The sequence below is a fragment of the Pseudomonas sp. GM60 genome (genome assembly GCF_000282415.1).
GTDB classification, from domain to species: Bacteria; Pseudomonadota; Gammaproteobacteria; order Pseudomonadales; family Pseudomonadaceae; genus Aquipseudomonas; species Aquipseudomonas migulae.
Window position 1 is genome coordinate 159,714 of sequence record NZ_AKJI01000047.1, and the last position, 12,368, is coordinate 172,081.

10 protein-coding genes are annotated in these 12,368 nt (G+C 60.4%); 9 read left to right on the plus strand and 1 reads right to left on the minus strand.

Going from position 1 to position 12,368, the window contains the following annotated elements; translation table 11 throughout:
* Positions 1-219: 219 nt before the first annotated feature.
* The 3 genes from acnA (at position 220) to PMI32_RS16775 (ending at position 5,657) form a co-directional block, all read left to right on the plus strand.
* On the plus strand, positions 220-2,961 hold the full coding sequence (gene acnA, locus PMI32_RS16785; RefSeq protein WP_008028513.1) for an aconitate hydratase AcnA: 2,742 nt from the start codon (positions 220-222) through the stop codon (positions 2,959-2,961).
* Between the two features lie 233 nt (positions 2,962-3,194).
* The gene (locus tag PMI32_RS16780) at positions 3,195-3,986 is read left to right on the plus strand and encodes a CPBP family intramembrane glutamic endopeptidase (RefSeq protein ID WP_008028515.1); all 792 of its coding nucleotides are present in this window, start codon (positions 3,195-3,197) and stop codon (positions 3,984-3,986) included.
* Between the two features lie 105 nt (positions 3,987-4,091).
* Positions 4,092-5,657 carry a methyl-accepting chemotaxis protein gene (locus tag PMI32_RS16775; RefSeq protein WP_008028517.1) on the plus strand — a complete coding sequence of 522 codons (1,566 nt, stop codon included), beginning with the start codon at positions 4,092-4,094 and terminating at the stop codon, positions 5,655-5,657.
* Between the two features lie 189 nt (positions 5,658-5,846).
* Here the strand turns inward: PMI32_RS16775 and PMI32_RS16770 are convergent, their stop codons facing one another.
* A complete protein-coding gene (locus tag PMI32_RS16770; RefSeq protein WP_008028519.1) occupies positions 5,847-6,533 on the minus strand; it encodes an alpha/beta family hydrolase in 687 nt (228 codons plus the stop codon).
* Positions 6,534-6,626: 93 nt separating this feature from the next.
* Between PMI32_RS16770 and ccoN (PMI32_RS16765) the strand changes: the two genes are divergently transcribed.
* The 6 genes from ccoN (PMI32_RS16765) to ccoO (PMI32_RS16740) all read left to right on the plus strand — a co-directional run bounded on the left by ccoN (PMI32_RS16765) (position 6,627) and on the right by ccoO (PMI32_RS16740) (position 12,368).
* Positions 6,627-8,051, plus strand: coding sequence for a cytochrome-c oxidase, cbb3-type subunit I (ccoN, locus tag PMI32_RS16765; RefSeq protein ID WP_008028521.1), 1,425 nt, complete (start codon positions 6,627-6,629; stop codon positions 8,049-8,051).
* A gap of 10 nt (positions 8,052-8,061) precedes the next feature.
* Positions 8,062-8,670 carry a cytochrome-c oxidase, cbb3-type subunit II gene (gene ccoO / locus PMI32_RS16760; protein ID WP_008028522.1) on the plus strand — a complete coding sequence of 203 codons (609 nt, stop codon included), beginning with the start codon at positions 8,062-8,064 and terminating at the stop codon, positions 8,668-8,670.
* Between the two features lie 3 nt (positions 8,671-8,673).
* On the plus strand, positions 8,674-8,883 hold the full coding sequence (locus PMI32_RS16755) for a cbb3-type cytochrome oxidase subunit 3 (RefSeq protein WP_008028524.1): 210 nt from the start codon (positions 8,674-8,676) through the stop codon (positions 8,881-8,883).
* Positions 8,880-9,833, plus strand: a complete 954-nt coding sequence (ccoP, locus tag PMI32_RS16750) for a cytochrome-c oxidase, cbb3-type subunit III (protein ID WP_008028526.1) — start codon at positions 8,880-8,882, stop codon at positions 9,831-9,833. Before PMI32_RS16755 ends, ccoP begins: the two co-directional genes overlap by 4 nt.
* A 484-nt stretch (positions 9,834-10,317) precedes the next feature.
* The gene (gene ccoN / locus PMI32_RS16745; protein WP_008028528.1) at positions 10,318-11,760 is read left to right on the plus strand and encodes a cytochrome-c oxidase, cbb3-type subunit I; all 1,443 of its coding nucleotides are present in this window, start codon (positions 10,318-10,320) and stop codon (positions 11,758-11,760) included.
* Complete coding sequence (ccoO, locus tag PMI32_RS16740) at positions 11,760-12,368, plus strand: cytochrome-c oxidase, cbb3-type subunit II (RefSeq protein ID WP_008028530.1); 609 nt, start codon at positions 11,760-11,762, stop codon at positions 12,366-12,368. Before ccoN (PMI32_RS16745) ends, ccoO (PMI32_RS16740) begins: the two co-directional genes overlap by 1 nt.

The window sequence follows — 12,368 nt, forward strand, 5'->3', positions numbered from 1 at the left end:
TACTCCTGGGCAGTTGGCGAAGAATTCAGCCACTGCGCGATGCCCAGACTTGCGTTGAAGCAAAGCCTGTCACGAAAACCGGCGCATGATAGCCGAGTTCGGAACCTCGGACTTGCCCATAGAGTCCGGTTATTAGCTTTAACGTACAAACGGGGCTAGGTTGAAAGCTCTGTCCGTCCCCTCAGTCCGTAGCCGTGCGGACTTTAAGGAGTGATCGTAATGCCGTCCCTCGATAGCCTGAAAACCCTTAAAACCCTGCAAGTCGACGACAAGACCTACCATTACTTCAGTCTGCCCGATGCCGCCAAAAGCCTCGGTGATCTCGACAAGCTACCGATGTCGTTGAAAGTGCTGCTGGAAAACCTGCTGCGCTGGGAAGACGAAAAAACCGTCACCGGCGCCGACCTGCGAGCGATTGCCGCCTGGCTCAAGGAGCGCCGCTCCGACCGCGAGATCCAGTACCGCCCCGCCCGCGTCTTGATGCAAGATTTTACCGGCGTTCCCGCCGTGGTCGACCTGGCCGCCATGCGCGCCGCCATGGCCAAGGCCGGCGGCGACCCGCAACGGATCAATCCACTGTCGCCGGTGGACCTGGTGATCGACCACTCGGTGATGGTCGACAAGTTCGGCAGCGCCAGCGCCTTCGAACAGAACGTCGACATCGAAATGCAGCGCAACGGCGAGCGTTACGCCTTTCTGCGCTGGGGCCAGAGTGCCTTCGACAACTTCAGCGTAGTGCCGCCGGGCACCGGGATTTGCCATCAGGTGAACCTCGAATACCTCGGCCGCACGGTCTGGACCAAGGATGAAGACGGCCGCACCTACGCGTTCCCCGACACGCTGGTCGGCACCGATTCCCACACCACCATGATCAACGGCCTCGGCGTGCTCGGCTGGGGTGTCGGCGGGATCGAGGCGGAAGCGGCGATGCTCGGCCAACCGGTGTCGATGCTGATTCCGGAAGTGATCGGCTTCAAACTCACCGGCAAATTGAAGGAAGGCATCACGGCCACCGACCTGGTGCTGACCGTGACCCAGATGCTGCGCAAGAAAGGTGTGGTCGGCAAATTCGTCGAGTTCTACGGCGACGGCCTTGCCGACCTGCCGCTGGCCGACCGCGCGACCATCGCCAACATGGCCCCGGAATATGGCGCCACCTGCGGCTTTTTCCCGGTGGATGACATCACTCTGGATTATCTGCGCCTATCCGGTCGTCCACTTGAAACGGTGAAACTGGTCGAGGCCTACAGCAAGGCGCAAGGCCTGTGGCGCCAGCCGGGCAAGGAGCCGGTGTTCACCGACAGCCTGGCGCTGGACATGCGCAGCGTCGAAGCCAGCCTCGCCGGGCCGAAACGCCCACAGGACAGGGTGTCGTTGCCGAATGTTGCGCAAGCATTCAGTGACTTCACCGACCTGCAATTCAAACCTGCCAGCAAGGAAGAAGGTCGCCTCGAAAGTGAAGGCGGTGGTGGCGTCGCGGTGGGCAATGCCGACTTGGCCGGTGAAGCCGACTACGATTTTGAAGGCCAAACCTATCGCTTGAAAAACGGTGCGGTGGTCATCGCCGCAATCACCTCCTGCACCAACACCTCCAACCCGAGCGTGATGATGGCCGCCGGCCTGGTGGCGAAGAAAGCCGTGGAAAAAGGCCTCAAGCGCAAACCGTGGGTGAAAAGCTCGCTCGCTCCCGGTTCCAAAGTAGTGACCGACTACTACAAGGCTGCCGGGCTGACGCAATACCTGGATCAACTCGGTTTCGACCTGGTCGGTTATGGCTGCACCACCTGCATCGGCAACTCCGGGCCGTTGCCGGAGCCGATCGAAAAAGCCATCCAGAAAGCCGACCTGACCGTCGCTTCGGTGCTGTCGGGCAACCGCAACTTCGAAGGCCGCGTGCATCCGCTGGTGAAAACCAACTGGCTGGCCTCGCCGCCGCTGGTCGTCGCGTTTGCGCTGGCCGGCACGGTGCGCATTGATATCAGCAGTGAGCCATTGGGTGACGACAAGGACGGCAACCCGGTTTACTTGCGGGACATCTGGCCAAGCACCCAAGAAATCGCCGACGCGGTGAATCAGGTCAACACCGCGATGTTCCACAAGGAATACGCCGAAGTGTTTGCCGGCGACGAGCAATGGCAGGCGATTGAAGTGCCTCAAGCGGCGACCTACGTCTGGCAGGACGATTCGACTTACATCCAGCACCCACCGTTTTTCGACGACATCGGCGGACCGCCGCCCGTGGTCAAGGACGTCGCGGGCGCCCGGGTCCTTGCGCTGCTCGGCGACTCGGTGACCACCGACCACATCTCCCCCGCCGGCAACATCAAGACCGAGAGTCCCGCCGGCCATTACCTGCGCGAGAAAGGTGTGGAGCCTCGGGACTTCAACTCCTACGGCTCCCGTCGCGGCAACCATGAAGTGATGATGCGCGGCACCTTTGCCAACATCCGCATTCGCAACGAGATGCTCGGCGGCGAGGAAGGCGGCAATACGATTTACATTCCTACCGGGGAAAAACTGGCGATCTACGACGCGGCCATGCGTTACCAAGCCTCGGGCACGCCGCTGGTGGTGATTGCCGGGCAAGAATACGGCACCGGTTCGAGCCGCGACTGGGCGGCCAAAGGCACCAATCTGTTGGGCGTGAAAGCGGTCATCGCCGAAAGCTTCGAGCGGATTCACCGCTCCAACCTGGTCGGCATGGGCGTGTTGCCCTTGCAGTTCAAGCTGGATCAGAACCGCAAGAGCCTCAATCTGACCGGCAAGGAGACCCTGGACATTCAGGGCCTGAGCGGCGTCGAGCTGACGCCGCGAATGAACCTGACGCTGATCATCACTCGCGAAAACGGCAGCCGCGAGAAGATCGAGGTGTTGTGCCGGATCGATACGCTGAATGAAGTCGAGTACTTCAAGTCAGGGGGGATTTTGCATTACGTGTTGCGGCAGTTGATTGCGTCGTAGGTGTTTGCAGAAAAAGACACCGCCTTCGGGCGGTGTTTTTGTTTGTGGGGTGTATGTCCCTATAATCGCCGCGCTTTTGTATACCGGACACCACACCACTGTAGGAGCGAGCCTGCTCGCGATGGGGCCGTAACATCCAATATCAGTGCCGCCTGACACTCCGCCATCGCGAGCAAGCTTGCTCCTACAGTGGACCGAGGCGCCCCGCAGAATTTCGAACACAAGGACTTCAGATGTTTGCTTTGCCATGGACCTTCCTGGCCCTGCTCTCCCTCGGTTATGCCATGGCGCTGTCCTACGGCCATCTCGGCTGGCTGGCGCTTATCTCGGTCGCATTGCTACTGATCGCCGGTCTCGCCGTGCGTCAGCAACAGCTCCGGATCGGCCATTACCTCGGTCACGGCCTGTTTATTTTCATGGCGCTGGCACTGGCGATGCACTGGCTCCCCGGTTTCTACAACGGTCGCGGTATCAATCCGCATCGTATTACCGACGATGCCGTACCGTTTGCGCTGTACCTGAATCTGGACAAACCGCTGATTGGTTTCTGGCTATTGCTGGTCTGCCCGTGGATTGTCGGCCGGCATTCGCTGCGGCTTTCCATTCCCGCCGCGCTGCTGGGGCTGACACTGAGCAGCGTGCTGGCATTGGGTGGCGCGCTGTTGTTGGGTGTGATCAGTTGGGCCCCCAAATGGCCTGATCAGGCCTGGCTGTGGCTGTTCAACAACCTGCTGCTGGTGACGCTGGTGGAAGAAGCGCTGTTTCGCGGCTACCTTCAGGGCGGCCTCAGCCGGCACTTTAAACACCTGCCTTATGGTGAAAACCTGGCGCTGCTGCTCGCCTCGCTGTTGTTTGGCCTGGTGCATGCGGGCGCTGGCTGGCAATGGGTGTTGCTGGCGAGTCTGGCAGGTGTCGGCTATGGTCTGGCCTACCGTTTCGGCGGGTTAGGTGCGGCCATTGCCACGCATTTCGGTTTGAACCTGCTGCATTTCAGCCTGTTCACCTATCCGATGCTGGCGGGCTGACGCAACGGTCGTTTTGCGACGCGCCGCTGATTATTGAAAAATATTCTTCAATAAATCCCTGACGGTGCCGACAACCTCTCAAAGCCTTGCGGATTGAAAAAAGCCATGCGTAACAACCAGCCCATTACACAACGCGAACGGACCTTCCCGGCTCAGCAACGGTTGATTTCCACTACCGATGCCAAGGGCGTGATCACCTACTGCAACGACGCTTTCGTCGAAATCAGTGGGTATTCCCGCGAGGAACTGATCCGTGCACCGCATAACCTGGTTCGTCACCCCGACGTACCGGCCGCGGTGTTCGCGCACATGTGGGGCACATTGAAACAAGGCTTGCCATGGATGGGCATTGTCAAGAATCGCTGCAAGACCGGTGACCACTACTGGGTTAACGCCTACGTCACACCGGTGTTCGATGGCAACCAGGTGATCGGTTACGAGTCGGTGCGGGTCAAACCCACCGCCGAGCAGATCCAGCGTGCCGAAGCACTCTACCAACGCATCAACCAGGGCAAGTCAGCGATTCCTTCCACCGATAAATGGCTGCCGGTCCTGCAGGACTGGTTGCCGTTCATTCTGGTCAGCCAGCTGAGCTTCATGATCGGTGCCACGCTCAACTCCCAATGGGGTTTTGCCCTGGCCGCCGGTCTTTCGGTGCCATTGGGCCTGCTGGGGTTGAGCTGGCAACAGCGCGGCCTCAAGCGCTTGCTGCGCCTGGCCGAGCAGACCACCTCCGACCCGCTGATCGCGCAGATGTACACCGACAGCCGTGGTGCCCAGGCGCGTCTGGAGATGTCGATCCTCAGCCAGGAAGCCCGCCTGAAAACCTGCCTGACCCGTCTGCAGGACACCGCCGAGCACCTGAGCGACCAGGCGAAACAGTCCGACACCCTGGCTCACAGCAGCTCCACCGGCCTGGAACGTCAGCGCGTCGAAACCGAACAAGTGGCCACCGCCGTCAACCAGATGGCCGCCACCACCCAGGAAGTCGCCAGCCACGTGCAACGCACGGCGGACGCGACTCAAGAAGCCAATCGCCTGACCGGGCGCGGCCGTGACATCGCCGGGGAAACCCGCGAAGCCATTCAGCGCCTGTCGGAGGTGGTCGGCGAAACCGGTCTGACCGTGACGCAACTGGCCAAGGACAGCGATGAAATCGGCGGCGTGGTCGACGTGATCAAAGGCATCGCCGACCAGACCAACCTGCTGGCGTTGAACGCCGCCATCGAAGCGGCGCGTGCCGGCGAGATGGGTCGCGGCTTTGCGGTGGTTGCCGACGAAGTTCGCCAATTGGCGCAGCGCACCAGCGAATCCACCGGGCAGATTCACGCCCTGATCGCCAAGCTCCAGCAAACCGCCAGCACCGCCGTGCAAACCATGGAGTCCGGGCATCGCCAGGCGGAAGAAGGTGTGGCACGGGTGCTCGAAGCGGATCAGGCACTGGTCGGGATCAGCGAAGCGGTGGCACATATCACCGACATGACCACCCAGATTGCGGCCGCGACCGAAGAACAAAGCTCGGTGGCCGAAGAAATCAGCCGCAACATCAGCAACATCTCGCAACTGGCCGACCAGACGTCGGAACAGGCGCAGCACTCGGCGTTGTTGAGTGAAGAGCTGACCAAGACCGCGAATACCCAGTATTCGTTGGTGGAGCGGTTTAACCGCTGATTGATGCTGGAAAAACAAAACCCGGACGGTGAAAGCCTCCGGGTTTTTTATTGCCAGTTTGAATGAGATGTTGCCTGTTGGGGTGCCTTCGCGGGCAAGCCTCGCTCCTACAGGTCATCCCAAGCGGACACCGATAACCTGTAGGAGCGAGGCTTGCCCGCGAAGAGGCCCGGACAGACACTGCAAATCTCACCGCAGAAATGTTGCAACCTTGCTCGCCGCAGCCGCCAAATGCTGCTCATGCGTAAACCCCGAAGCCTTCAACGGCTTCAAATCATGATCCCCCGCCACCAGCCAGAACACCTCGATACTCGGTGACAACGCATAAGCCTCGACCGCCTCACGATTCCCCAACGCATCGCGCTCGCCCTGGACAATCAGCGTCCGGGTCTTCAACGCAGCCAGATGCTCGACCCGTGGCTTCTCCGGCTTGCCTACGGCATAGAACGGATAGCCGAGGCACACCAAGGCATCGGCTTCGAGCTCATCGGCCAAAAGACTGGCCATCCGCCCGCCCATGGACTTGCCGCCAATGGCCAGGCGACCAGTGACATGGCGTCGCACCACGGCGTACACCTCACGCCAGCACTCCAGCAGTTTCGGTGCCGGGTTCGGGGGACGCTTGCCGCCATCGACACGTCGTTGCGCCATGTAGGGGAACTCGAAGCGCAGCACGTTGACGCCCTGCGCAGCAAGGCGCGCGGCCATGTCGTTCATCCAGGCGCTGTCCATCGGTGCCCCGGCGCCATGCGCAAGAATCAGCGTCGCAGGCTCACCCGAAACCGTTGAAGCGGCCTCGTTCCACAGCCATCCATGCTCCCGCACACACTGCGCCCATTGATCCCCGTCAATACTGGCCTTGTGCTCTTTGTCCATGCTTGCCTCGCTTTTAGTCTGCCTATAACTCCAGGCGAAGGGAGCGTCTGCCTTGCGCGAACGCCCTTTCGGCTGAACCGTGGATGGGGAACCATGAACACTTCTATCAGTACCGCCTACAACTACAAGGTGGTCCGCCAATTCGCCATTATGACGGTGGTGTGGGGCATCGTCGGCATGGGGCTCGGGGTTTTTCTCGCGGCTCAATTGGTCTGGCCCGAACTCAACTTCAATTTGCCGTGGACCAGTTTCGGCCGCTTGCGCCCACTGCACACCAACGCGGTGATCTTCGCGTTCGGCGGTTGCGCCCTGTTCGCCAGTTCGTTCTATTCGGTGCAACGCACCTGCCAGACGCAACTGTTTGCGCCGAAAATCGCCGCGTTCTGCTTCTGGGGCTGGCAACTGGTGATCCTGCTGGCGGCGATCAGCCTGCCGCTGGGCTACACCAGCTCCAAGGAATACGCCGAGCTGGAATGGCCGATCGACATCCTGATCACCATCGTCTGGGTCGCCTACGCCATCGTGTTTTTCGGCACGCTGGCCAAGCGCAAGACCAAGCACATCTATGTGGGCAACTGGTTCTTCGGTGGTTTCATAATCACCGTGGCGATTTTGCACATCGTCAACAACCTTGAACTGCCGGTGAGTTTCACCAAGTCCTACTCGCTGTACGCCGGTGCGACCGATGCCATGGTGCAGTGGTGGTACGGCCACAACGCCGTAGGCTTTTTCCTCACCGCCGGTTTCCTCGGGATGATGTACTACTTCGTGCCGAAACAGGCCGAGCGTCCGGTGTATTCCTATCGCCTGTCGATCGTGCACTTCTGGGCGCTGATCACCCTGTACATCTGGGCCGGTCCGCACCACTTGCACTACACCGCGCTGCCGGACTGGGCGCAGTCGCTGGGCATGGTGATGTCGCTGATTCTGCTGGCGCCAAGCTGGGGCGGCATGATCAACGGCATGATGACGCTCTCCGGCGCCTGGCATAAGTTGCGCAGCGACCCGATCCTGCGCTTCCTCGTGGTCTCGCTCGCGTTCTACGGCATGTCGACCTTCGAAGGGCCGATGATGGCGATCAAGACCGTGAACGCCCTCTCCCACTACACCGACTGGACCATCGGCCACGTGCACGCCGGCGCACTCGGCTGGGTGGCGATGATTTCCATCGGCGCGCTGTACCACATGATCCCGAAAATCTTCGGTCGCCCGCAGATGCACAGCATCGGCCTGATCAACGCGCACTTCTGGCTGGCCACTATCGGCACCGTGCTGTACATCGCCTCGATGTGGGTCAACGGCATCGCCCAGGGCCTGATGTGGCGCGCAGTCAACGAAGACGGCACGCTGACCTACTCCTTCGTCGAAACCCTGGTGGCCAGCCACCCAGGCTTCATCGTGCGACTGGTGGGCGGTGCGATCTTCCTCAGCGGCATGTTCCTGATGGCTTACAACACCTGGCGCACCGTGCGGGCCTCGCAGCCTGCCGAAGTCGCCGCTGCCGCGCAGATGGCCTGAGGAGTCCGAGATGAAACACGAAACAATCGAAAAAAACGTCGGCCTGCTGATGCTGCTGATGGTCCTGGCCGTGAGCATCGGCGGTCTGACCCAGATCGTCCCGCTGTTCTTCCAGGACGTGACCAATAAACCGGTGGAAGGCATGAAGCCCTACACCGCGTTGCAACTGGAAGGTCGCGACATTTACATCCGCGAAGGCTGTGTCGGTTGCCACTCGCAGATGATCCGGCCGTTCCGCGCCGAGACCGAGCGTTATGGTCACTACTCGGTGGCCGGGGAAAGCGTCTGGGATCACCCGTTCCTGTGGGGCTCCAAGCGTACCGGTCCGGACCTGGCCCGTGTCGGCGGCCGCTACTCCGAAGACTGGCACCGCGCGCACTTGTACAACCCGCGCAACGTGGTGCCGGAATCGAAGATGCCGGCCTATCCATGGCTGGTGGCCAATCAGCTCGACAGCAGCCACACCGAAACCAAGATCAAGGCGATGCGCACCCTCGGCGTGCCGTACACCGATGCCGACATCGCAGGCTCGGTCGAATCGCTCAAGGGCAAGACCGAAATGGACGCACTGGTCGCCTACCTGCAAGTGCTCGGCACTGCCATCAAGAGCAAGAGGTGAGCCATGCCCTTTGAAATAATGAGCGTAATGAGCAGTGGATTGATTCGCGGCCTGGGCACGGTCGTGGTGTTCGTGGCCTTTGTCGGCCTGACGTTGTGGGTGTTCAACAGCAAGCGCAATCCGGAGTTCGCCGAAGCACGTTTGCTGCCGTTCGCCGATGAGCCACAAGCCGATAGCACCCAAGAACCTGAAGCAAGGAGTACCCGGTCATGACCACTTTCTGGAGTACGTGGATCTGCGTACTGACCATCGGCAGCCTGATCGGCCTGACCTGGCTGCTGATCGGCACCCGCAAGGGCGAAACCAAGGGCAGCGTCGACCAGACCATGGGCCACAGCTTCGACGGCATCGAGGAATATGACAATCCGCTGCCGCAGTGGTGGTTCATGCTGTTCGCCGGCACGCTGGTGTTCGCCGTGGGCTACCTGATTCTTTACCCGGGCCTGGGCAACTGGAAAGGCATCCTGCCGGGTTACGAGAACGGCTGGACCGGCGTTCACGAATGGGAAAAGGAGATGAACAAGGCCGACGCGAAGTTCGGACCGATCTTCGCCAAATTCGCCGCCATGCCGGTGGAAGAAGTGGCCAAGGACCCGCAAGCGCTGAAAATGGGCGGTCGCCTGTTCGCCTCGAACTGCTCGGTGTGCCACGGCTCGGATGCCAAGGGCGCTTTCGGTTTCCCGAACCTGGCCGACAGCAACTGGCGCTGGGGCGGCGACGCCGAGATGATCAAGACCACGATCATGGGTGGACGCATGGCGGCGATGCCGGCCTGGGGTGAAATCCTCGGCGAAGCCGGCGTGAAAAACGTTGCCGCGTATGTGCGTCATGAACTGGCCGGCCTGCCATTGCCGGCTGGCGACACCGCCGACCTGCAAGCCGGACAGCAAGCATTCAGCACCACCTGCGTAGCCTGTCATGGGGCAAACGGCCAGGGCACTGAAGCCATGGGTGCGCCGAACCTGACGCAACCGGCCGGTTTTATCTACGGTACAAGCCTGGCGCAACTGCAACAAACGATCCGCCATGGCCGCCAGGGCCATATGCCGGCGCAGAACGAACTGCTCGGCAACGACAAAGTGCAACTGCTGGCCGCTTATGTGTACAGCCTGTCCCACGGTCTGAATACAGAGCGTTTGCAGGCCAAAGGCAAAAGCGAATAATTCTTGACCGCTCTGCTGCCGCATTCTTCTCGGATGCGGCAGTTCCCTGCCCCTTTGCGACCCATTGTCGCACCCCTCCGTTAGTCCGCCTTTCGGTTCACCAGATTCGGGTCTAAGCTTGCCCCGATGCGGACTGGCTTGAGCCGGTTCCAGGTCGACCCGACCCGATGTGTTCGACGAATCAGCTCGATGACAAGCCGCAAAGGCTGGTAGATACCGGCTGTCGTGCCAATTGCCATCGGTCACCCGATCGTTGCGTTTGAACACACCCCGTTACAACTGACCTGACCCTCTCATCATTTTCGTTCGCTGCGACATTTTGTCCGAGGGCGATTTTGTCCTTACGCGGCGCATGGAAAGGCCGCAGAATCAGCTTTTGAAAGCATTGACCCAGGTCATGGCGCGTTGCAATGACCCCCTGCTTTCTCCATACTTGCGGCCGATTTTTACTCCTAATAAAACACCCAAACCGTGGAACCTTAGAATGAGCACAGCAATCAGTCCGACTGCTTATAACTATAAGGTAGTCCGCCAGTTCGCCATCATGACGGTGGTCTGGGGGATCCTTGGCATGGGGCTCGGTGTCTTCATCGCCTCGCAACTGGTCTGGCCGGAGTTGAACTTCGGTCTGCCGTGGACGAGCTTTGGACGCCTGCGCCCGTTGCACACTAACCTGGTGATTTTCGCCTTTGGTGGTTGTGCACTGTTTGCCACTTCTTATTACGTCGTGCAGCGAACCTGCCAAACGCGACTGATTTCCGACAGCCTCGCGGCCTTCACCTTCTGGGGTTGGCAAGCGGTGATCGTCGGCGCCATCGTTACCTTGCCGTTGGGTTACACCACCACCAAGGAATACGCTGAGCTGGAATGGCCCCTGGCTATTCTGCTGGCCATCGTCTGGGTCACCTACGGTCTGGTGTTCTTCGGCACCATCACCAAGCGCAAGACCAAGCACATCTATGTGGGCAACTGGTTCTACGGTGCCTTCATCGTCGTGACGGCGATGCTGCACATCGTCAACCACGCCTCGCTGCCGGTCAGTTTCTTCAAGTCCTACTCGGCCTACGCCGGTGCGACGGATGCGATGATCCAGTGGTGGTACGGCCACAACGCCGTCGGTTTCTTCCTGACCACCGGCTTCCTCGGGATGATGTACTACTTCGTTCCGAAGCAGGCCGAGCGTCCGATCTACTCCTATCGCCTGTCCATCGTGCACTTCTGGGCGCTGATCACCCTGTACATCTGGGCCGGTCCGCACCACCTGCACTACACCGCGCTGCCGGACTGGGCGCAGTCGTTGGGCATGGCCATGTCGATCATCCTGCTGGCACCAAGCTGGGGCGGCATGATCAACGGCATGATGACCCTGTCGGGCGCCTGGCATAAGCTGCGCACCGACCCGATCCTGCGTTTCCTCGTGGTCTCCCTGGCGTTCTACGGCATGTCGACCTTCGAAGGTCCGATGATGGCGATCAAGACCGTCAACTCGCTGTCGCACTACACCGACTGGACCATCGGCCACGTACACGCCGGCGCTCTTGGCTGGGTAGCGATGATCTCGATCGGCGCGATCTACCACATGATCCCGAAACTGTTCGGTCGCGCGCAGATGCACAGCATCGGCCTGATCAACGCACACTTCTGGCTCGCGACCATCGGTACCGTTCTGTACATCGCTTCGATGTGGGTCAACGGCATCACCCAGGGTCTGATGTGGCGTGCAATCAACGACGACGGCACCCTCACCTACTCGTTCGTCGAAGCGCTGCAAGCCAGCCACCCGGGCTTCATCGTTCGCGCATTGGGCGGCGCATTCTTCGCCACCGGCATGCTGCTCATGGCCTACAACGTATGGCGTACCGTACGTGCCTCGAACCCGGCCGAAGCTGAAGCCGCCGAACAGATTGCTGTAGTTGGAGCTCACTGATGAAGCATGAAGCAGTCGAGAAGAATATTGGCCTGCTGGCCTTCTTCATGGTCATCGCCGTCAGCATCGGCGGCCTGACCCAGATCGTTCCGCTGTTTTTCCAGGACGTCACCAACAAGCCGGTCGAAGGCATGAAGCCTCGTACCGCCCTTGAACTGGAAGGCCGCGACATCTACATCGCCAACGGTTGTGTCAGCTGCCACTCGCAGATGATCCGCCCGTTCCGTGCTGAAACCGAACGCTACGGCCACTACTCGGTTGCCGGTGAAAGCGTCTGGGACCACCCGTTCCTGTGGGGTTCCAAGCGTACCGGTCCGGACCTGGCCCGTGTCGGCGGTCGTTACTCCGATGACTGGCAGCGTGCGCATTTGTACAACCCGCGCAACGTAGTGCCCGAGTCGAAAATGCCGGCCTACCCGTTCCTCGTGGAAAACAAGCTCGACGGCAAAGACACCGCCAAGAAAATGGAAGTCTTGCGCACGCTCGGCGTCCCTTACACCGACGAAGACATCGCCGGCGCCAAGGATGCTGTGAAGGGCAAAACCGAAATGGACGCGCTGGTGGCCTATCTGCAAGGCCTGGGCACCATCATCAAAAGCAAACGGTGA

Bases quoted from the DNA above. Each gene is read 5' to 3' on its own strand.
- ccoO (WP_008028522.1), top strand. From the start codon at position 8,062: ATGAAACACGAAACAATCGAAAAAAACGTCGGCCTGCTGATGCTGCTG.
- PMI32_RS16755 (WP_008028524.1), top strand. From the start codon at position 8,674: ATGCCCTTTGAAATAATGAGCGTAATGAGCAGTGGATTGATTCGCGGC.
- ccoN (WP_008028528.1), top strand. From the start codon at position 10,318: ATGAGCACAGCAATCAGTCCGACTGCTTATAACTATAAGGTAGTCCGC.
- acnA (WP_008028513.1), top strand. From the start codon at position 220: ATGCCGTCCCTCGATAGCCTGAAAACCCTTAAAACCCTGCAAGTCGAC.
- PMI32_RS16770 (WP_008028519.1), bottom strand. From the start codon at position 6,533: ATGGACAAAGAGCACAAGGCCAGTATTGACGGGGATCAATGGGCGCAG.
- ccoO (WP_008028530.1), top strand. From the start codon at position 11,760: ATGAAGCATGAAGCAGTCGAGAAGAATATTGGCCTGCTGGCCTTCTTC.
- PMI32_RS16775 (WP_008028517.1), top strand. From the start codon at position 4,092: ATGCGTAACAACCAGCCCATTACACAACGCGAACGGACCTTCCCGGCT.
- ccoP (WP_008028526.1), top strand. From the start codon at position 8,880: ATGACCACTTTCTGGAGTACGTGGATCTGCGTACTGACCATCGGCAGC.
- ccoN (WP_008028521.1), top strand. From the start codon at position 6,627: ATGAACACTTCTATCAGTACCGCCTACAACTACAAGGTGGTCCGCCAA.
- PMI32_RS16780 (WP_008028515.1), top strand. From the start codon at position 3,195: ATGTTTGCTTTGCCATGGACCTTCCTGGCCCTGCTCTCCCTCGGTTAT.